We start from the raw sequence: 21,149 nt of genomic DNA, 5'->3' as shown, positions 1-21,149 counted from the left end.
TCAATAGGTGATTGGCCGTTAGTCGGCGGGGCGTAAGCGATAAAGCCCACCATTGGCGGCATCTGTCAGCAGGTAAATAGCCTCGTCAGGCCCCTGATGCACGTCGCGGATGCGACCAATCTCGCCATCAAGAATAATTTCGTGGCTAGCGACTTGATTATCTTCGATATGCAGCCTGACCAGCTGTTCACTGCTCAGACCGCCCGCCAATAGCTGGCCTTGCCAATCGCCAAAGGCACGACTGGTGACTTCTGCCAGCCCCGACGGCGCAAACCGGCCTTCAAATACGTACACCGGGTCAACCATACCGGGTTTGGATGTTTCGCCGATCGGTTCGTTGGTTGCATAGTCATTGCCCCGGCTGACCTCGGGCCAGCCGTAGTTTTCACCCGCCATCAGACGATTCAGCTCATCGCCGGTTCTGGGACCATGTTCCGTGGCCCAGGCCTCGCCATCCTGTCGGACCACCATGCCTTGAATGTTGCGGTTGCCCTGGGTGTAAATTTCATCAAGCGTGGACGCATCGCCCACAAAGGGGTTGTCGTCGGGTGCGTCGCCGGTGTCGGTCAGGCGCAGTGTAGAGCCTGCGTGATCGTCATCAGCCTGGGCACGGGTCGGCTCTTGACCGCGATCGCCAATGCTCATCAGCAGGGTGCCGTCCGGCAGCCAGGCAATGCGTGAGCCGTAATGGCGCCCTGGTGAGGAAGCGCGATCTTGAGCAAACAGATGTTCGACATCACCGAGCTGATCACCTTGCCACTTGACACGGGAAAGCGCGCTGCGACTGCCGCCCTCTGCGGGTTCGCTCCAGGTGAAGTAGATCCAATCGTGATCGTCATCGCCAAATTGTGGATGCAGAGCAATATCCAGCAGGCCACCCTGGCCGCGCTGGCTTACCTCGGGTAATCCATCGAGGGCACGTGGTTCGCCACCGTCGGCATCAATGACATTAAGTTGTCCCGACCGCTCGCTGACCAGAAAACGACCGTCCGGGAGTACGGCTACCGACCACGGGTTTTCTAGACCACCGGCGACCTTTTCGATCGAAAAAGCCAATTGGTCAGTCTCAACGCGTTCCTCAATCATTTCGGCGGCGCTGACAGGGGCACTGGCGAATAACCCAAAAAGAACAGCGGTCAACCAGCGCTGACGGAATACATAGGCAGATAAGCGGCGCATTGGGGCTCTCCCAAAAGGTGGCAGATATTAGGCGCGTTTAGCAGAGACGCTTTTGGGGCCGAGAGGTTCCCTGTTGACGTCCTCAGCTCACGGCATCAGCCAGATGAGTAACAGCGGGAGATAAATCAATGCCAGCAGGGTGGAACAAAACACCAGGCTTGCCACATAGGCGGGTTCACGCTGAGAACGTTGGGCAAACAGGTAGTTAAATACCGCGACCGGCATGCTCATTTGCAGCACCAAAATCCCCTGGGCCAATGGGGGAAGCCCCATCAGGTCGGCAATCAGCCAGGCTGCCGTTGCGGCGAGCGGAATGCGGACCAGACTGAAACCGAGGCCCGAACGTAGGTTTTTGACCTTAATGCTGGCCAGTGACACGCCAAGGGTGATCAGCATCAGCGGCACGGTAAAGCCCGACATCAAATCCACGCTGTTCGCCAACCAGAGCGGCAGTTCGGAGTCCGTCAGCAATAGCGCCATGGCAATGGCGATCGCGTAGACCGTTGGCGTCTTGGCGAGTGATTTAAGCGGATTCCCCCGGCTGGCCAGCATGGTACCCACGGTAAATTGAAACAGGGACACCGTGACCATCACGGTAATACCGTACACAAAACCGGCACTGCCAAAGGCGTAAAGCACTACCGGTAGCCCCATGTTGCCGGTATTGGGGTACATCATGGGGGACAACAATACACGCCAGTCGCGGCGCAATAATTTGGCGACAAAAAACGTTGCCCCGGCCATGCAGATGATGACCAGCGCGGTTGAGAGCATGGTGCGGCCAAAGGTACTGGCATCTATTTCCGCCCCGGCGAGCGATGCAAGCACCAGCGAGGGGGTCCCGATATTGAAAACCAGTCGGGTCACAAAATCGACCGGATAGGGGTGGCCCAGTCGTACCCAGGTAAACCCCAGGCCAGCGCCCGCCAGCACAGGGGCCATTACCGCAAATAGTTCCGCCAGCATGGCGCGTCCTTGGCAATGAATGGCCGACTATTGTGAATAGGTAGCGGACTAACTGGCAAGTCGTTAAAGCAAAACCTAAGCCGCGGCCTCGTTGTGCTGCCATTGGCGGGGCAGTGTCTGGCGCAAAAATGCCAGCAGCGCCTTTACGCGCCTGGGCTGGTAGCCATAGGCGTAGAGCAGCGTGATAGGCAGCGGCGCTGGCTGCCAATTGGGCAGGCAGGGCGTCAGTTCACCGGGATGGTGGGCCTCGCGTTTGTCGGCCAGCCAGTGAGGCAGCAGGCCGATCCCCTTGCCGTGGGCGATGGCATCCAGGTGAAGTGCTGTCATATCCACCCGCAAACGTGAGCGGGGCGGATAAAAGTGGTAATTGCCGAGGCTTTCATGATGCAACAGCAAGCCATCCGGAGTCGTGCTCAGCAGGTCGATCCAGGGGTGGTCGGCGAGATCGCGAGGGTGTTCAAGCAATGGTTGCTGGCTGAGGTACGAAGGACTGGCATAGAGGCCTCGTGTCAGACGACCCAGGAGCTCCTGGTGGAGGCCATTTTCCGGCACCGGCCCGAGGCAGACGTGGACACAGTGGCTATTGAGCGAACTGGGCGGTGCTTCCCGGGTACGCATCGTTAGCTCGATTTTAGGGTAGCGGGCCATGAAGGTGTCCAGGACCTGACCCATCCAGCCTCTTGCCAGCGCGCTGTGAACCTCCAGGGTGACCGTCCCGCTGATATCTTCACGCAGCTCTGCCAGTGCTTCATGGCTGCTTGCCGCCAGTTTCAGCATGTCCTGGCAATAACGATGGAAGACAAGCCCGGCCTCGGTAGGCAGCAGCCGATTGGCCTGGCGACGCAGCAGCGGTTGTTCCAGGCGCGCTTCCAGATGGCTGATACGCCGGCTCAGAGTGGATTTGGCCAACCCCAACTTGCGCGCGCTGCGCGTTAGGCTGCCGGATTCCATTACCTCTGCAAAGGCCTTTAGTTCGTCGAAATCATGCATGGGTACACCGCAGAAACGGGGGAAACGGGCGTATTGTGCCAGTATTTTAAACGAATAAAAATTATTGCGATTTGTGTTGCGGTTATTTGAACATGCTGTTCCACCCCGAGAGGGGCTAAATTGTGCAAGAATTCAGATGCTAATGGTTCTTATTAGTTTTTATTTTTCGTTAATTGATTAAATAGCACGCCACTGGGGACCCCGCATGCCGAAGCATTTATACAGAACATATCTGACCACAGCCATTGCCGGTTTGGTAACACCACCACTACTCGCCCAGGAAGCCGAGTCGCTGGACAACATGGTCGTTACGGCGTCAGGTTTTGAACAGCAGGTCGTTAATGCGCCAGCTTCTATCAGCGTGTTAAGCCGTGAACAGCTGGAGGACGGCCACTATCAAAACGTCACCGATGCCCTACGCGATGTACCTGGGGTGATCGTGACCGGCGGCGGGGCAGGCGATAACGGAAAAGATATCACCATGCGGGGCATGCCCGCGCAATACACATTGATCCTGGTGGATGGCCGCCCGCAGAACTCACGCGAGTCTCGCCCCAACGGCAGCGCCGGGTTCGAGCAGGACTGGCTGCCACCACTGCAAGCGATCGAGCGCATTGAAGTGGTTCGTGGGCCGATGTCGACGCTTTATGGCTCCGACGCCATTGGCGGGGTTATCAATGTGATTACCCGCAAGGTAGCTGATACCTGGCACGGCAATGTGCAGCTCGACACAGTGCTACAGGAAGATAACGATTCCGGCGATAGCCGCCAGGCTAACGTCTACCTGAGCGGGCCGCTGATCGAAGACCGTCTGGGCCTGCAGCTGTTTGGGCGCACCTCGCAACGTGACGAGGACAATATTGTTAACGGCTATGAGGAGAAAAACCTGCAAAGCGTCACCGCGCGCTTGAGTCTGGCCGCGAGTGACAACCATGACTTTACTGCCGAGGCAGGCATCACCGAGCAGGATCGCACCTCACTGATGGGCAATTCAGCTCCGTCGGATGGCTGCCGCGGTGGCTGTGAAGACAGCTTCAACGATTACACTAATGAGCACGTAGCGTTGACGCATGACGGGCGTTTTGAGTGGGGCACCAGTGAAACCTTTGTGCAGCGTGAACGTAGTGAAAATACGTCGCGAGATATCGAAATCACCAACACCACAGCGAAAACTAGTGCGGTGGTGCCGCTGGGCATGCATATGCTAACGGTGGGTGCAAGCTATGAAGAAGAGTCGCTTGACGATGGCACCACCAATCAGATTTCCGACCGTAGGACGATTGAGCAACGTCAGTGGGCGCTGTTTGTCGAAGACGAATGGATGCTGACCCACGATGTTGCGCTGACCGGCGGCTTGCGCATGGACGACGATGAAAACTACGGCAGCCACCTGAGTCCACGGCTCTACAGCGTGTGGAACATGACCCCGGAGTGGACCCTGAAAGGCGGTGTCTCTACCGGCTTTCGCTCGCCCAACCTACGCGAAATAACCTCCGATTGGGGGGCGATTAGTCGCGGGGGCACGACCTATGGGAATCCCGATCTTGAGCCGGAAACCTCACTCAACAAAGAGATCGGTCTGCTGTACGCGAGTGAGAATGGCCTTAGCGGCAGCTTCACGGTGTTCCATAATGATTTTGAAGACAAGATTACACGGTTGCCGTGCACATCCGTAGGCTTATCAGCCACAGAGTGCCCGGTAGCGACGCAGTATGATAGAGACGAAAATGGCAACCTAAATACAAATACACGCGTCAATGTCGATGAAGCGGTGACTCAGGGCGTAGAGGCGACTGTGGCGGCGCCGTTAACTGATACCGTTGAGCTAATAGCCAGTTACACTTTTACCGATAGCGAGCAAAAAAGCGGTGAATATGCAGGCGAGCCGTTAACTCAGCTACCGCGTCACCAAGTGTCGGCCACGCTGAATTGGCAAGCCTCGGCTAAGCTCAGCCAGTGGACGAAGGTGACTTATCGCGGTGAGGAGACCCAGCCCAACACCGGGCCGTCACAGGATGCAACGGTGGCCCCGTCTTATACCTTTGTGGATACGGGGATCGGCTACCAGCTGACCGACAATACCAAGGTGAACGCCGGGATCTACAACCTGTTCGACGAAGACATCGACTACGATGAGTACGGCTACGTCGAAGACGGCCGCCGGGTTTGGCTGGGGTTGAACGTGGCCTTCTAACTGTTGGTGAGATAATCACAGTGCTAACGCCATAAGCAAAGCGGGGAGCCACGATATAAAGTGGTTCCCCGCTTTGTGCATGGCGTCGAGGGTTAACCGGTCATCGCCTGCCAAACCAGGCGAATGGCCAGCAGTGTCAGAACCCAATTGAAGATAGGGGCGAAATGGCGTTCCGGCATGTGCTTCAAAATGCGCAATCCCGCCCAGGTGCCGATGGCACCGCTTGTGATCATGGCGGCCGCTAGCGGCAGCCAGGGGACAAGGGAAAAACCCGCCTGCTGAAAGACCGCGATTTTAATGACGTGCTGCAAGCTCATGACCGCCGCCAGCGTCGCGACGATCGTGAAGCGTTGATGATAGAGCTGCTTGAGATAGGCACCGATCAACGGGCCGGTCGCCCCGACAAAGAGCGTCAAAAACGTTGTGAGGGCACCCATCAGGAGGGTTCCTCTCCGGCCCATGACGATTCTGGGGAGTGACGGGCCCCAGCACAGATAAAGAATAAAGCCCGCAATACTTAAATAGAAAAGGGTGGGCGTCAGCGAAATCAGTACCAAGCTGCCCAGTAGTGCGCCGACCGCAGCACCGGGTAAAAAGGTGAGGATCAATGGCCGATCAATATGGCGAATGAGCATGGCCGCCCGATTGGCATTTGACCCTAGTTGCACCATGCCGTGAAGGGGGATAATCGCCTGCGGTGGGATGATCTGGGCCATGACGCCCAGAAGCATTACTCCGCCACCGGCACCCAGGCAGGCGGTGAGCAGGGAGGTTAGGAAGGATGTGCCTATGAGTAGTCCTCCCATGAAAGGGGGGAGGCCATTGAGTAAATGTTCCAGCAAGCTCTCTCCACAAAAGATATCAGCTCGATAACTTAGCAGACGTCGACCTTCTTAACTATTGACGCACCACAAAAAAGCGGCCTATAAAAGGCCGCAACAAACGATCAAAACAGGCACTAAGCCCCTAGAATTTTATGCGTGATCCCAAGATAGCGACATTAACATTGCTGTAGTCGGCACCAACGCCAGATAAAGAGTGCTGCCTATAACCCGCATAAATGTCAAGCCATTGAGCTGGCTTATAAACATATCCGGCACCAATAGTCTCTGCGTTATCCCCTTTTAACCTTAGATCCATTGTTTCTGCATAGTGCGCATCAATCGCATGCTCTTCATTGAACCTATAGCCCACTTTCGCCCAATAAAACGCCGAGTCTGGTGAAGCGACGTTGTCGTCAGTGCGATGTGAATAAGCTCCCGTCAGATTGAAGCCGCTTGTGTGCAGCCACGAGATTGACCCGCCAATGGTTTCTACATCTCCAGAGGCTTCACCCACATCTTTCGTTGAATAGCCTAGCCTAGCGACAACCTGCCCAGCCAGAGGAAAAGAGACGCGTCCACCAAACTCAGTGACATCAGAGTTACTCTTAGTCCCTTGGCTGACAGACAAGTCAACGGGGCCCAATGAAGGAGCGTCATATCTCAATCTAGAATACCTACTCTCAAAATCTTGATTACTGACAGAGCTTTTAAGAGTAACTTCTTCCATGGATTCTTTATTAACAAATGGCAACCCCCCACCAACGAGAGGAAGATTGGCGAAAGAGACGACATTAGTTCCAGACAAATCGGCTTCAATGTTCCCATTTGCTGCGCCATTACCCTGACCAAGTGAGAAACGGCCTGCCGCTCCTTCCAAAAACACATTAAGGTGACGATCCTTAAATTCTCCGCTGATATTTTTATTCTCAGGGCTCACTGCACTTGAAGGATTTTGCACATAGCCAAGTTCAACATGCGCGCCAACCGTAATATTGTGACTCTCTAGATCCCCACTTAAATTAGCTCCCACCCTGCTTGAGCTATTGTTATTGTTTACGATGTAGCCCTCTGAGCCGAGCCCAGTATCACCATGCATGTACCCCAAGTTGATTTGCCCATAAGGGTTGAAATCAATCTCTTTAATCGGATCTGCATTGGCCATACTTATGCCCATAATGCTTGTAGCAAAAATAGAAATTGTTTTTCTGATGTTTTTAGTCATATCTTGTGCCTCAATTATTACATGAATTAAAGGTTTTTAGCTGGTTATATCTATCGGCAAAGTATTTTTATGTAAGCACCTCCATGCTATTGGTGGTTGAAATTTAAACGCACTCCTCCCTCCCAAGGCTGCTGTCTCAGCGGCTTTGGTTATTTAGGTTTTTAAATATTAACTAGGTGCAATCGTTGCTAGTTATTAAAAGTTAGGAGTCATAAGGATATGGATTGATTGTTGTTAATGACATGTGAAATAAACGATTTTTCCTATGTTTTATGTTGGTGTTGTGGAGCAGCCCTGTTAAACAACTCCGATCACATTGTCTCCTTTCTTTGCGCGGGCCGATGTCGCTGATAGTCGTCGGCCCGCGGTGGGCGTTCATGTCATGACTGATTCATCCAAACAGCCAGGGATCGATCAATCCGCTCGGGTAGGTCAGAGTCAGGAACTCGGCCATGCCAACCAGAAAAGCGGTGACCCCCATTGCCATGACAGCTGCCACCCAAGGCTTGAGTCGCGCAATGGTGAGCAGAAAAACGAAGCAGAACAGCGTCGCCACAGTGATAAAGCCCAGCAGCAACATGGCGCCTACCAAGGCAAAGAAGCCCACCAGCCAGAGGCCCTGCAGGCCAATAGCCTGGTGCTCCCAGCGGGACCGGAGAATAATGCAGCGAATGATCTCCGCCAGACAGGAAAGGGCCAATATTGCGATGGCCAGCCGCGGCATGATGCCACCAATCAAGGTCAGGTCGACTATATCCACCCAGGCGATGACCGCGGTGCCCAACAGTGCAGCGAAGAGCACCACATCGATGACGCCCAGGGTAGGGGCGGCCTTTGGGGTGACAGCCGCGCCCACGGAGACGGCTTCCCGGCGCTTGCGCCACGCGGCAGTGATCATGGGAATGAACATGGCGCTGAGGATCAGAGCACCAATGATCACCACGCCGGGGCGCATGAAGGCGTCTGTACCCTGGAACTGCACCGCCTGATAGAAGTACCCCTCTGCGCCTGGCGCCAGGACGAAACCAATCAGGAAGGCAGGGCGCGACCAATTCGCCTGCTTGAACAGAACGCCCAAGACGCCGACTGCTCCCAGGGCGAGCAGGTCACCCGAGGAACGCGTGGCCTGAAAGGCGGCGAACATGATCAGCACCGTGATCAAAGGTGCCAGCGTGGCGAAGGGGACCCGTGTGAGGCTGGCCACCGGGCGTGCCAGTACCAAACAGAGCGCGGCCCCCAGGATATTGGCCAGGGCCAGCGACCAGATGATGGTATAGGTCAGATCAAGATGAGTCTCGATCATGCCAACACCGGGCTGCAACCCAAGCAATAATAGTCCACCCAGGAACACCGCGGCCGTGCCCGAGCCGGGCACGCCAAACAGCAGGGTCGGGACCATGGCGCCGCAGGCGCAGGCATTGTTGGCGGATTCGGGGGCGATCACCCCGCGGATATCCCCCTTGCCGAATTCAGACTTGTCCTTGGCACTTTGCACCGCGTGGCCATAGGTAAGCCAGTCGACCACCGAGCCCGCCAGACCAGGGATAGTGCCAATCAGGCTGCCGATAGCCGCACAGCGCGCGACGAGGCCACGTTGTTCACGGACATCGCTGATGCCTTTCCGCCAGCCTTCACCCAGCTTGCAAGGTTCTTCGGCGATGCTTCCGCGTTTGACCAGCAGATCGATAATCTCCGGGAGGGCGAAGATCCCGAGCCCCACCACGACCAACGGCAGGCCATCGTAGAGATAGTCGAGTCCGAAATTCATGCGGAACTCGCCGGTGGCTGGCGCCATGCCGATGGCACCTACCAACAGGCCCAGACCACAGGCAGCCAGTCCTTTGAAGAGGTCGCGACCGGAGAGCACCGCCACCATCGACAGGCCGAGCAGGGTCAGCATGAAGAGCTCGGAAGAAGAGAACGATAGCACCAGCGGACGGGCGATCAGGATAAAACCTGTCAGTACGACGGCACCGATGATGCCTCCGATCATCGAGGACAGGAAGGCGCTGGATAGTGCGCGTGCCGCCTGCCCGCGCTTGGCCAGTGAGAAGCCATCGATGACGGTTGCCTGGGAAGCGCTGGAACCGGGTATGCCCAACAGCACCGAGGCAAAGGTATCGCCGGTAGGAATTACGGCAACCAGGCCCATCAGCATGCCAAGGGCCACGGTCGGCTCCATGCCATAGAGGAAGGGCAGCAGCAGCGACATGCCGGCAATGCCCCCGAGGCCGGGAATGATGCCGACGACGAGGCCGACCAGCACGCCCAGCACCATGAAGAGCAGATGAGACAGGGTGAAGAGCTGTCCCAGGCTGGAGAGAAAAATATCGAGCATGGCGTATGGCTCTTATATTGTTTGGTCAGGAGGAGGCGAGGCTGCCGGCCCCTTGGACCGGCACATCCCACTGCGCGTTAGATCTTGGCGCCGTGCTCCGACTTCAGCCAGTCGGCCAGCCAGTCGCGAGTGGCGTCATCGATGGACATAGCCTCATCAAGGTGACGCTGGACGACATCGCCAATAACCGGCGTGTATGGCCCCAACTGAGCAGCGGCCTCCTCCTTGAATGCATCGGTGTCCACGAAGTCGCGAGCCGCCTGGCGATAGGTGTCGACCAGGGCCTGCGGGGTGTCCTTCGGCACCATGATCAGCTTCTGCAAGGCATAGCCGGAGGCAAAGAATTTGCGGAACGCATCAAACGCACTGCCCGTCGGTGCCTCACCATGCCGAGTCTGGTAGACCTCATTGAAGGTAGGCAGCTCGGGGAAAGCCGGATCACGGACGATCTTCCCTTCGTCGTTCAGCACCCCAAGCGAAAATAGCGGCACTGCCTTGCCAGCCTCTACCAATGGCTCAACGTTGCTCAGATAAGCGGAAGTGGTTTGAAAGTCGATATCGGCTTCACCACGTTCGAACGCCAGGCGGCCCTCGCCTCGGCTGCGCATGCCGAACACGGCCTGAACGTCGGCGCCCAGCATGTCCAGAGCGATCAAGACCGGAAGCTCCACGCCAGTGGGATTCTGCGCCGCCAATTTGACCGGCTGTTCCAGGAGGGCGTCTAGCGCCGTATCGGCGGACTCACCGAGGCTGGGTTGGGCATAGACTACCCCGCCCGTCGGTGTGGCCAGAATGGGCGCCCAATCACTGTAGTCATAGCGAACACGAGTGTCGTTGAGCATGGCCGGATATTGGGTCGAGGCCGAGGTGCCTAACCAGTCACTACCATCCGACTTGGCACGCATGGCGAACAGGTTGGCACCGTTGATCGAACCGCCGCCGGGCACGTTATCGATCATGATGGTCGGCTCTCCTGGCAGAGACTCGCTGAGCCAGGGGGAGAAGAAGCGCGCCCATACATCCGTACCGCCGCCGACCCCAAATGGGATGGTCCATTTGATGTTACCGGGTACCTCGGTATCTTGAGCCTGCGCAGACGTCATCAGGGTCATTCCAGAGATCGTAATCCCAAGCAATACGGCTTTATTGATCCGTCCGAGCGAAAAGAAGGAAGTTGCAGTCTTGTTGATTAGCATGGCGTTACTCCTGGTGTGTTGTAGTTGTCATGGTTGATGAATGTTATCCCAGCAGATATGAGGATTTAGCTGGCTCTTGATGTCAGCATATCCTGACTGGGGGCAGAGGGAAGTGAATAGAAAATGGTCCCACTCATGATTTTTCTGGCGGTGCGAATGAGGGAAACGCGGGCAATGTCGACGGGATTTCCGTTGCGGTGCTCGACATCCAGGTCAATGAAGCCAGAGGGATGTTCCAAACTTACCTGTGACAGTTGACCGCCAGCCTCCAGTTTCCCCGCCCGAACCGCGATTCGGTTGGCCACGGTGCCAGGAACACTGATGGCCGTGGCCACTGCAATGGCGCCCGTAACAGCAATCGCCTTATGACAGCGGTGAGGCACGAAGTAGCGAGTGCATAAAGTATTGGTGCCGTCGGACGCTGCCGTCACCAACACGGGCTTGGGCAGGACACTCTGACTCACATCCCCCAGCCCCATTCGCAGCCCGGCCTGGCGACGAATCATCTCCAGTCGCTCGAGCATGGCCGGATGAGCGTCTAACTCCGACGCGGTCTCCCGGCCGCTGAGGCCCAGGTCGGCCGCGTTGATCATCATGATGGGAGTGGCGGCATCGAGGCAGGTGACTTCGATACCCTCTATCGTGTCGATGGCATTCCCGGTCGGCAGCAGCGCGCCCGTCTTGGTGCCAATGATATCCAGGAAACTAAGCTGAATGCCGGCGGCATGCCCCGGAACGCCACTGATGGTCGTATCACCCTCGTAGGAAACTTGGCGCCCTGGTGTCGGCACGCGACACTCGATCAGCCTCTGGGTATTGAGGTTGCGAACGCGCACGATGGTGGTCCCTTCCTGAGGCTCCACCAGTCCTGTCTCAAGTGCATAAGGTCCCACAGCGGAAAGCATGTTGCCGCAATTCGGGTTGAAGTCGACGCGCCGGTTGAGCACATCGACCTGCGCGAACAGGTAATCGACATCCGCTTGTGGATGAGAGGAGTGCTCCACAATGGCTACCTTGCTGGTCAGCGGATCCCCTCCTCCGATGCCATCTATCTGGAGAGCGTGGCCAGATCCCATGAGATTCAGAAGGATTTCGGCTTGCGCTTCCTGGCTGTCGGGAAGGTCTCTCATTCGCAGGACGGGGCCTCTTGAGGTGCCGCCGCGCATGATCATGCAGGGAATGCTGTTCATCATTGTCATGCCATATCGCGTTTCAAAGTGGTGATATGAGCATGTCAGGGAGCTTTTGATGCTTCAAATGCAAATAAGCGTGGGTATCAATGTGATAATCACATTAATGTGCTATTTTTATTAATCTTCACTACTCCATGCAAGAGTTAGGATATGCAACATCGACTAGAATTTCTTGATCTGCAAGCCTTTATCCAGGTCGCAGAGCTGGGCTCCTTTCACGAGGCTGCGCAACGTCTGCATCTCTCTCAGCCAGCACTTTCTCGCCGCATCCAGAAGCTCGAGGAACTCCTGGAGGTCGAGCTGCTGGAACGCACCACCCGGCGGACGCGGCTGACCCCCATCGGCACGGACTTCCTTCCCCGAGCGAGACGCATGATCGAGGAGTACGAATCGTCGATTCTGGGGATTCGTGAATTGGCAACGCACCAGAAGGGCACGGTCACCATTGCCTGTATCCCCACCGCAGCCTTCTATTTTCTACCTAGTGTGATTCGCGGGTTCAGCGAGGCATGGCCAGGGATCCGCATCAGGATCCTCGATGTGAGCGCCAAGGAAGGTTTGGAAAAGGTGACCAGTGGCGAGGCCGACTTCGGCATCAACATGTTCAGTGCCCAGAGTCCGGAAGTTTCTTTCACACCACTAATACGTGATCCCTTTGTTCTGGCGCTGCGTTACGATCATCCTCTGGCAGATAAAGGCCATATCGCCTGGGCAGACCTCGAACAGGTCAGGTTGATTACTGTGAGTCGAGACAGTGGCAATCGGATGCTGTTGGACAACACCCTCTCAGCAGAGGGCATCCGTCTGAATAGCTTTTACGAAGTCCAGCATCTTTCCACTTCGCTTGGACTTGTTGAATCGGGTCTTGGAGTAGCCATTCTTCCCAAGATGACAATGCCTGGCCCTGACCATGACACGCTTTGCTCACGTGAACTCCCCGAGCCTAGTATTCAGCGCACTATCGGTCTGGTGAGAAGTAATTCACACAGTTTATCCAGCACCGCCCAGCTGTTTATCGACATGCTGCTCGAACACTGGGGAAGTTCCATGTCCCCCTGAACGATCGATGGTCTTAACGGCACTGCCCGCCGGGTAGGCGTTGCGTAATGTGGAACATGGTATTCGCTGTAATGTGGGTGCAAGTGCTTCTGATAATCGTTACTATTTTTGCCCGATTCAACAGCGAGGATATCTTATGGGGGCTGCAGCGTTGCGCAATGGCATGGTGGGACTACTACTCAGTGGGTTATTGGTGAGCGCCGCCCAGGCGCGCACGCTCGACACCGCCTTTGGGGAGGTGGACGTGACGGGCACGCCGGAACACGTGGTCACGCTCTATGAAGGCGCGCTGGATGCCTCGCTTGCCGCAGGTGTCACGCCCCTGGGCGCGGTGACTACCCGCGGCGGTGATAACGTCGCCGAGTATGTGGAAGCGCATTTGGGCGATGAGCGACCCGCCATCATGGGGGTGGTGCGCGAAATCAACATTGAGGCCGTGCTTGAGCAGCGCCCGGATTTGATCCTGGCGCCCGCTCGGCTCACTGAAGAGCAGTATCAGCTGCTTTCGCGCATTGCCCCCACCGTGGTGCCGCCCACTCAGCCGATTGCTCCGGATAACTGGAAAGCCGAAGCGCGCCTGTACGGCAACGCCCTGAATCGCCAGGACGCCATCGAAGACGCCATCAGCGCCGTTGACCAGCGCGCCGCGGAATTAGCGAGCGCTCTGGAAAACGCGGGCGTCGGCGGCAGGGCCTTTGTGGTGCGCTGGATGCCGGGCGGGCCGATGGTCATGTCGAAAAACCTGTTTGCCGCCGGGCTGCTTGATCAAGTGGGCCTGACGGTGGAAGACGCCGGGCTGGTGGGCGAGCGGGGCGTGCACAGCGATGTGCTGAGCCTTGAAAACCTCTCCCGGGTAGATGGCGACTGGCTGTTTTTGGCCACGCTGAATAAAGACGGACGGGAAGCGTTGGAAGCTGCCAAGCAAAGCAGCGCCTTTACGCGGCTGGACGTGGTACAGCGCGACCAGGTCGTGCCGGTGAATGGCCAGCTATGGTCGAGCGCCAACGGCCCACTGGCGGCCCAGGCGATCCTTGACGACATTGAAGCTGCCTTGTTGCCGTGATGCCGCTTCGCGTCGCCCGTCAACGAACGCAGATGACGTTACTCCTCACCGCCCTTGTGGCGGTGAGTCTCGTGAGCCTTCTGATTGGCGCCGGTGAAACTGGGCCGCTGCGTGCGCTGGCGGTGCTGGCCGGTAGCCAGGATAGCGACGCGAGCTTTGTGGTGTGGCAACTGCGGGCGCCGCGCACCTTGATTGGCATTGTCGTGGGCATGGCGCTGGGTGTCGCGGGGGCGCTGTTGCAGGCGGTGTCGCGTAATCCGCTGGCCGAACCCGGCCTGCTGGGCGTCAGCGCCGGGGCGGCGTTTGCCGTGGCGCTGACATTGGTGATGGGGGCCAGCGCCGCAACGCTGCGTATTTCGGTTGCCCAGTTGGGGGCTTTGGTGGGCTGTCTGTGTGTGCTCAGCGTGACGCGGGTGCGTGGGGTTGGCAGTGATCCTGTACGGCTGGTGCTGGCGGGGGCGGCGTTTTCGGGGCTGTTGAGCTCGTTGACCTCGCTGATGCTGCTGTATGACCAGCGCGCGGCGGATGAAATCCGCTTTTGGGTCATCGGCAGCCTCTCCGGGCGACGCCTGGACGACCTCGCCGCAATGCTGCCCAGCATGCTGGTCGCCGCCGTCGCGGTGGTGTTAATGGCACGCCCGCTGGCGGCGTTGGCGCTGGGCGAGCGGGCGGCCTCAGGGCTGGGCCATCACCCCGGGCTGATTCGTTGGTGCGTCGTGGCCTGTGTGGCCTTGCTGGTAGGGGGCGCCACGGCAATGGCTGGGCCCATTGCCTTTGTCGGCTTGGTGGTGCCGTTTGCCGCCCGGGCGATGGCCGGTCCGGACATTCGCCGTACGCTATGGTTTTGCTTGCCGATTGGGCCGTTGATGGTGTTGGCGGCAGATATGATTGCCCGCGTGGCGGTGGCGCCGTCGGAACTACCGATTGGTGTGCTCACCGCGCTGTGCGGCGCGCCGGTGCTGGTCTCGGTGGTCCGCGCCAGGCGGCTACCGTCTTTATAACCTCTGGCGTTGGCTTGTCATGAACTCGAAAACAAGTGACTTTTCCACATCGACCTTTGTGCCTGAACGCCTTCCACAGGCGGTGACCGCGCCGTCGGGCTACTGGCGTGTTGCATGGCGTTCCCCATGGGGGAGCGTCTGCAGCGTGCTGATTGAGCAACGTGCGCTGGTCGTCAGCACGGGGTTGTGCGTCGCCCTGCTGTGCGCCGGTGTGCTTTATTTGAGCCTGGGGAGCATGGCGCTGCCGGTTAGCGCCGTACTGCCAGCGCTATTCGGCCGGGGCGAAATGATCAGCGTGTTTACCGTCCAGGAACTGCGTCTTCCCCGGTTGGTGGCGGCCTGTTTGACCGGGGCGGCTTTCGCGCTCGCCGGTGTGTTGATGCAAACCCTGGCGCGCAACCGGCTCGCCACGCCGGGGATTATCGGTATTGATAACGGTGCGACCGCGTTTGCTGTGGCCTCGGTGGTGGGCATGGGTGTCTCGCTGACGCCACCTGCCATGGCGCTGGCGGGGGCCGCCACGGCCGCCGCGTTGACCTTTGGTCTGGTGGCGGGCGGCGGCACCCAGGGCTATCGGTTTATCGTCGCGGGGATTGGCGTGGGCGCGGTGTTTGGTGCGGTGACGCAACTTATGCTGGCGCGGGTGGCGATCGATACCGCCAACGCCGCTTACCCCTGGACCGTCGGGTCGCTGAATGCCCGCCCCGGTGACGCGGTTGGCTTGCTTGCCGTTGGGTTGGGCGCGGGCGTGATCGCCGCTTGCGTCGTCGCGCGTCCGCTATCGCTGATGCGCTTCAAGGACGCCACCGCCTATGGGCTAGGCGTCAATGTCAAAGCCCGCCGCTTTCAGGTGCTGATGCTCTCGGTCGTATTGACCGCGCTGGCAGTTGCGGTGGCTGGCCCCGTCGGCATGGTCGGGCTGATCGGCCCGGAAATCGCCCGTTCGCTCTCCAGCTCACGCCAGGTGCCCCTACTGGCGTCGACGCTTGCGGGGGCGTTGGTGATGGTCCTTGCGGATCTCGCCGGGCGTACCCTGCTTGCCCCGATTGAAATTCCCGTCGGCATTGTCACCGCGGTGATCGGCGGCCCTTGGCTGTTATGGATATTAATGCGCCCGCAACGGAGCCACGCATGACGCAGGTTGAACCATCGCCCACGCTGACCACCAACGCGCTCGACCTGAGCTATGGCCCGCGACGGGTTATCGCGTCGTTAGGCGTCAGCCTGCGCAGCGGCCGGGTGACCGCGATTGTGGGCCCCAATGGGTGCGGCAAGTCCACGCTGCTGTCGGGCCTTGCCCGTTTACATAAACCCGACAATGGCACGGTGTTGTTGAGCGGCGAGGACATTCAGCGCCTGCCCGGCCGCGAACTGGCCAGAAAGCTCGCCTTGCTGCCGCAGGAGGCCGTCGCGCCGGAAGGGCTTACGGTCAGTGAACTGATTCGTTTCGGTCGCCAACCGCACCAGGGCTGGCTGCGCCAGTGGTCGGCGGAAGACCAGCGCGTGGTGGAACACGCCTTACACGCTGCGGGGCTTGAGGCATTGGCCGAACGGCCACTGGAAGCGCTTTCCGGCGGGCAGCGCCAGCGGGCATGGATCGCCATGACCATCGCCCAGCAAACACCGCTGTTGCTTCTCGATGAGCCAACCTCAGCACTGGACCTGGGCCATCAGATCGAGGTGTTCGAACTGGTACGCCATCTCGCCAGCCAGGGACGTACGGTGGTCATGGTGCTTCACGATCTGGCCAGCGCCTGCCGCTACGCGGATCATCTCATCGCCCTGAATGACGGGCAGATTGTCGCCCAGGGAGCTCCGGCAGAGGTCGTTACACCGGAACTGGTACGTGCGCTTTACCAGGTGGACTGCACGCTGATTATCGACCCCGATACCGGTAGCCCTTTGCTTGCCAACGTGCGCCGCGCCTGTTCCTGAGCCCGATTTCCAAGCGTTGTCTACAAGCCCCAGCCCCATGACAATGATTGGAAAATGCTACGATAGGTCGCATACCTCGAACCCTAACCGCTCAGTAAGGAATGCTTGTGGCTTCTTCCACGCCTCGATCTCAAGCTAATGGTTCCCCGAATCAGAGTTTTCAGGCGCTAATGCGCCTTTTGCGCTACGCCAAGGGCTACCGGCGGCGGATTATCGCCGCCACCGTTTGCTCCATCATCAACAAGCTGTTCGACATCGCCCCCGAGATCCTCATCGGCGTGGCGATCGACGTGGTGGTCAACCAGGAACAGAGCTTTGTGGCGCGGTTAGGCTTTGAGACGCCCCAAGAGCAGATCACCATTCTCGCCGTGCTGACGTTCTTTATCTGGGCGGGTGAGTCGCTGTTCGAGTACCTGTTCCAGATTCTGTGGCGCAACCTGGCCCAACGGCTGCAGGCGGATATGCGCCAGGATACCTACGAGCACGCCCAGCGGCTGGATATGGCGTTTTTTGAGTCGAAAAGCTCCGGCCAGCTCGTCGCCACCATGAACGATGACGTCAACCAGCTCGAACGGTTTCTCGACGGCGGTGCCAACGCGCTGATTCAGGTGGGCGTCACGGTGGTCGCTGTGGGGGCGGTCTTTTTCGTGCTCTCGCCGTTGATTGCCCTGCTGGCGTTTACGCCCATCCCGCTGATTATCTGGGGCGCTTTCTATTTCCAGCGCAAGGCAGGACCGCTGTACAGCGACGTGCGTGAAAAGGTCGGCGATCTGGCCAGCCGTCTCTCCAATAATCTGAGCGGTATTGCCACCATCAAGAGCTTTACCAGTGAAGCGCGGGAGGCCGAGCGCCTGCGCGATGCCAGCGAGGCCTACGTGAATGCCAACCGGCGGGCGATTCAGGTCAGTTCGGCGTTTATTCCGGTCATCCGCATGGCGATTCTGGCGGGCTTTTTGGCCACCTTTACCGTCGGCGGGATGATGGCGCTCAACGGTGACTTGAACGTGGGTGCTTACGGCGTGCTGGTGTTCTTGACCCAGCGACTGCTGTGGCCACTGACCGGCCTGGCTCAGGTGATTGACCTGTTCGAGCGCGCCATGGCCAGCACCAAGCGCATCCTCGACCTGCTGGAAGAGCCCATCACGGTGAAAGACGACAGCGCCACGCCGCTGGCCCAACCCGTCCAGGGCGAAGTGCGCTTCGAATCGGTGAGCTTTCATTACTCGGCAAGCGAAGTCGGTGTTGACGGCATTGACCTTCACGCGCCTGCCGGGCATACCCTGGCGCTGGTCGGCGCCACCGGTTCCGGCAAATCAACGCTGGTGAAGCTGTTACTACGCTTTTACGACCCTGAAAGTGGGCGGGTGCTGATCGACGGCCAGCCGGTCATGGACGTGAGTATGCACTCACTGCGCCAATCAATTGGCCTGGTCAGCCAGGACGTGTACCTGTTTGAAGGCAGCATTCGCGACAATATCGCTTACGGCAAGCCGGACGCTGATGAAGAGGCGATTATCGATGCGGCCAAAACCGCTGAGGCGTGGAGCTTTATCGAAACGCTTCCCCAGGGGCTGGACACGCCGGTAGGCGAGCGGGGCGTGCGGCTTTCCGGCGGCCAGCGTCAGCGGCTTTCGCTGGCCCGGGCGCTGCTCAAGGATCCGCCGATTCTGGTGCTGGACGAGGCCACCAGCGCCGTCGATAACGAGACTGAGGCGGCCATTCAGCGCTCGCTGAAACGCATTGCCCACGGGCGCACGGTGATCATGATCGCCCACCGGCTATCCACCATCGTGCACGCCGATGAAATCGTGGTGATCGAAAAGGGTCGGGTGGCCGAGCGCGGCAACCATCAAAGCCTGCTGGCGGCCAACGGCCACTACGCCGCCCAGTGGCGGGTGCAAACCGGCGAGGCCGAGATGGGAGACGCCGACACTATAAGCGCTTAACGGTTAACTAGCCGCGCATCGAGCGTGACCGGCACGTGCTCGTCGATCTCCTGGTAGCCCAGCAGCGAGAGCACGCTGCGCAGCGTCGCGTTGGCCATCAGTGCGCGGCCATCCAAGACCATGGGTTCGGCGTGGGTGACGCGTACTTCATTCAAGCCCTCGCGGGTGAAGCGCAGCGGGACGGCTTCTTCCTGGTTGACCATGTCGCTTTGCAACCGGAATGTCAGCGTTTCAACCAGCGACTCGCCAATGTCCAGCGCGTCCAAGCGTTCCGGTGGCATCTGCGCCACCAGCGTGACCAGGGTGGTATTGGCCAGCATCTCGGCCCAGGTGGGCAGCTCGCCAAACCGCGTCAGCATATCCGTTTGACTGAGCTTGAGCGGCAGGCGCAGCGTGCCATCCTCGGAAATATCGCCCTGCAGGTCGCGTACCTGATGGTGATGGGTTTGCGGTTCATCGCCATTCAGTTGGGTAATGGAGGCCTGCACGTTCGAGCGGTCAGGGTCCAACTGCCAGTCCGCATGCGCTGGCACCGCCAGCAGCAGCGAAAAAAGCGCCATCAATGCTTTCAAAGCGTATCTCCTTATCAAGGGCCTTTATTAAAAGGGCTTCCCTCAAGACCCGCTAAGCGTCAAAAAGTGCCGCCTAAATGACAAGATAGCTCCAACGGGGGCTGGCCTCGCTCCACCACATTCGCTATGATATGCACGCCTTTCGGGCCCATAGCTCAGTTGGTTAGAGCAGGGGACTCATAATCCCTTGGTCGTCCGTTCAAGTCGGACTGGGCCCACCATTTCTCTTGTTTAACCGCACTATTCTGTTTACTTAAGCAGCTTCCTAGCCTGTTATTAGCGTATGCGTCTTAGCTTTTAGCTGTGTTTCGTTATCCGCTATTGCCTGCATTACATGGAGTTAATCAATCTTCCAGGCTTGCTTGAGTCGGGCGACGGTGTGCTCCCACTTCGGCGCTGTAGGCTTGCACACAGTATTTTGATTACCGAACAGCCCTACCTCGCGAAAAGCTTCAGTCACCGGAACGCTTTTGATCCAGCGGACAGGGACGATGTACTCCAGCGTATCTTCGTCGTCCGGAGTGCTCGGGTGATGAAGGTGCGGGTATTCGGCCAGGGTGGTGACCGCCTTCAGGTTCTGTAATCCGTCTGCCGTCTCGACCATAAATTCGTCTGCCCGGCAGCGCTCTCCGGTCACCTCTGCTACTCCCACGTAACCGGTTTTGGGGATATTGACCCATACCCTGTCGCCGTCGGAGAGCAGGTTGAGGGTTTTGGAGTACCACGTTGCGCCACCCCCAGCGATAAAGCCATAGCGGCGGGCCAGTTCCCACGGCCGGTCATCCCCAAATGAGGCGTAAAACTCACCGTTCCAGGGCGCCTTTTGTGTTTTACGTGAGGCGGGCTGTGGAGGCTCGTTTGGGTCGATCATCCAGGCGCGGCTCAGGTAATGATTGCCGCCATCTTCGAAGGCGGCGAAAAACAGGGCGTTGATTGAGAGCTGGGCATGCTCGTTAAGGTAATTAATGATCCGCTCACTGCTGGCGTCGAGCTTTGTGGCCACGACCACCATCTGGTGACTGTCGTTTAGCGTGACATCGGCGAGTGGCACGCCAAACTTGGCGGAAAAGGCGTCTTCGAGGGTAAGGTGAGGGCGTTGGTAACACTCGGCGAAGGCCTGGTAGATCTCGATTAACTGGTAATCGGCAAGCGTTAGCACCCAAGAAGCGTAATCGATGGCCTGAGCAACTACATCACGGGGCGTTTTATCGCGTTTGAGTTCGATAATGACGACGTTGCCGTTGGCATCCAGCGCCAGGAGGTCGATCAGCTTGTCGAAGCCGGTGCGCACCTGGCGTCCGATTAGTAGCCAGTCTGGGTTGAGAATCGAGATATCCTGCATGATCTGCTCTTCCAGCCGTCCTTCGTCGGCCAGTCCTGTGGGACGCAGTTTCTGCGGTGCCTCGCCGGTACTACCTGCCAGTCTCCAGATGCCTTGCTCAATGGCCATGCGACTCTTTCCCTTTAATTA

The 21,149-nt window shown here is 58.3% G+C and carries 17 protein-coding genes and 1 tRNA gene; 8 read left to right on the top strand and 10 right to left on the bottom strand.

What is annotated here, in order from left to right:
- Positions 1-18: 18 nt before the first annotated feature.
- From IT895_RS14330 to IT895_RS14320, 3 genes are all read right to left on the bottom strand, one after another.
- Positions 19-1,179 carry a PQQ-dependent sugar dehydrogenase gene (locus IT895_RS14330; protein ID WP_199283879.1) on the bottom strand — a complete coding sequence of 387 codons (1,161 nt, stop codon included), beginning with the start codon at positions 1,177-1,179 and terminating at the stop codon, positions 19-21.
- 87 nt (positions 1,180-1,266) lie between these two features.
- Positions 1,267-2,145 (bottom strand): AEC family transporter, encoded by an 879-nt coding sequence (locus tag IT895_RS14325; RefSeq protein ID WP_085917253.1) that lies wholly within the window; start codon positions 2,143-2,145, stop codon positions 1,267-1,269.
- Between the two features lie 75 nt (positions 2,146-2,220).
- On the bottom strand, positions 2,221-3,135 hold the full coding sequence (locus tag IT895_RS14320; RefSeq protein ID WP_199283878.1) for a LysR family transcriptional regulator: 915 nt from the start codon (positions 3,133-3,135) through the stop codon (positions 2,221-2,223).
- Between the two features lie 205 nt (positions 3,136-3,340).
- Here IT895_RS14320 and IT895_RS14315 point away from each other — a divergent pair, with 205 nt between their 5' ends.
- Complete coding sequence (locus IT895_RS14315; protein ID WP_066319594.1) at positions 3,341-5,329, top strand: ligand-gated channel protein; 1,989 nt, start codon at positions 3,341-3,343, stop codon at positions 5,327-5,329.
- A 92-nt stretch (positions 5,330-5,421) separates the two neighbouring features.
- On the opposite strand, the gene IT895_RS14310 is transcribed toward IT895_RS14315, so the two are convergent.
- The 5 genes from IT895_RS14310 to IT895_RS14290 all read right to left on the bottom strand — a co-directional run bounded on the left by IT895_RS14310 (position 5,422) and on the right by IT895_RS14290 (position 12,108).
- A complete protein-coding gene (locus IT895_RS14310) occupies positions 5,422-6,171 on the bottom strand; it encodes a sulfite exporter TauE/SafE family protein (protein WP_233337265.1) in 750 nt (249 codons plus the stop codon).
- 124 nt (positions 6,172-6,295) lie between these two features.
- A complete protein-coding gene (locus IT895_RS14305; RefSeq protein WP_199283877.1) occupies positions 6,296-7,375 on the bottom strand; it encodes a porin in 1,080 nt (359 codons plus the stop codon).
- Positions 7,376-7,766: 391 nt separating this feature from the next.
- Positions 7,767-9,713 carry a tripartite tricarboxylate transporter permease gene (locus tag IT895_RS14300; protein WP_199283876.1) on the bottom strand — a complete coding sequence of 649 codons (1,947 nt, stop codon included), beginning with the start codon at positions 9,711-9,713 and terminating at the stop codon, positions 7,767-7,769.
- Between the two features lie 77 nt (positions 9,714-9,790).
- Positions 9,791-10,909 (bottom strand): Bug family tripartite tricarboxylate transporter substrate binding protein, encoded by a 1,119-nt coding sequence (locus tag IT895_RS14295; RefSeq protein WP_199283875.1) that lies wholly within the window; start codon positions 10,907-10,909, stop codon positions 9,791-9,793.
- 65 nt (positions 10,910-10,974) lie between these two features.
- A complete protein-coding gene (locus IT895_RS14290; protein ID WP_199283874.1) occupies positions 10,975-12,108 on the bottom strand; it encodes a 4-oxalomesaconate tautomerase in 1,134 nt (377 codons plus the stop codon).
- Between the two features lie 144 nt (positions 12,109-12,252).
- Here IT895_RS14290 and IT895_RS14285 point away from each other — a divergent pair, with 144 nt between their 5' ends.
- From IT895_RS14285 to IT895_RS14260, 6 genes are all read left to right on the top strand, one after another.
- Positions 12,253-13,161, top strand: coding sequence for a LysR family transcriptional regulator (locus IT895_RS14285; protein WP_199283873.1), 909 nt, complete (start codon positions 12,253-12,255; stop codon positions 13,159-13,161).
- Between the two features lie 136 nt (positions 13,162-13,297).
- Entirely contained in the window at positions 13,298-14,224 is a 927-nt protein-coding gene (locus IT895_RS14280) for an ABC transporter substrate-binding protein (protein ID WP_199283872.1), read from the top strand.
- Between the two features lie 32 nt (positions 14,225-14,256).
- Positions 14,257-15,225, top strand: a complete 969-nt coding sequence (locus tag IT895_RS14275) for a FecCD family ABC transporter permease (protein WP_199283871.1) — start codon at positions 14,257-14,259, stop codon at positions 15,223-15,225.
- Between the two features lie 19 nt (positions 15,226-15,244).
- A complete protein-coding gene (locus IT895_RS14270; protein WP_199283870.1) occupies positions 15,245-16,360 on the top strand; it encodes a FecCD family ABC transporter permease in 1,116 nt (371 codons plus the stop codon).
- The gene (locus IT895_RS14265; protein ID WP_199283869.1) at positions 16,357-17,160 is read left to right on the top strand and encodes an ABC transporter ATP-binding protein; all 804 of its coding nucleotides are present in this window, start codon (positions 16,357-16,359) and stop codon (positions 17,158-17,160) included. Before IT895_RS14270 ends, IT895_RS14265 begins: the two co-directional genes overlap by 4 nt.
- A gap of 101 nt (positions 17,161-17,261) precedes the next feature.
- Positions 17,262-19,106 (top strand): ABC transporter ATP-binding protein, encoded by a 1,845-nt coding sequence (locus IT895_RS14260; protein ID WP_199283868.1) that lies wholly within the window; start codon positions 17,262-17,264, stop codon positions 19,104-19,106.
- Here IT895_RS14260 and IT895_RS14255 read toward each other — a convergent pair.
- Positions 19,103-19,678 (bottom strand): hypothetical protein, encoded by a 576-nt coding sequence (locus IT895_RS14255; RefSeq protein ID WP_199283867.1) that lies wholly within the window; start codon positions 19,676-19,678, stop codon positions 19,103-19,105. The genes IT895_RS14260 and IT895_RS14255 overlap by 4 nt on opposite strands.
- 144 nt (positions 19,679-19,822) lie before the next feature.
- Here IT895_RS14255 and IT895_RS14250 point away from each other — a divergent pair.
- Positions 19,823-19,899: transfer RNA gene (locus tag IT895_RS14250), tRNA-Ile, on the top strand.
- Positions 19,900-20,018: 119 nt separating this feature from the next.
- Here the strand turns inward: IT895_RS14250 and IT895_RS14245 are convergent.
- Positions 20,019-21,128 (bottom strand): endonuclease NucS domain-containing protein, encoded by a 1,110-nt coding sequence (locus IT895_RS14245; RefSeq protein WP_199283866.1) that lies wholly within the window; start codon positions 21,126-21,128, stop codon positions 20,019-20,021.
- Positions 21,129-21,149 lie beyond the last annotated feature (21 nt).

The organism is Halomonas sp. A40-4, assembly GCF_015767635.1.
GTDB classification, from domain to species: domain Bacteria; phylum Pseudomonadota; class Gammaproteobacteria; order Pseudomonadales; family Halomonadaceae; genus Vreelandella; species Vreelandella janggokensis.
Note: the sequence above shows the minus strand (reverse complement) of the source record. Positions and strands in the feature narration are given on the sequence as shown.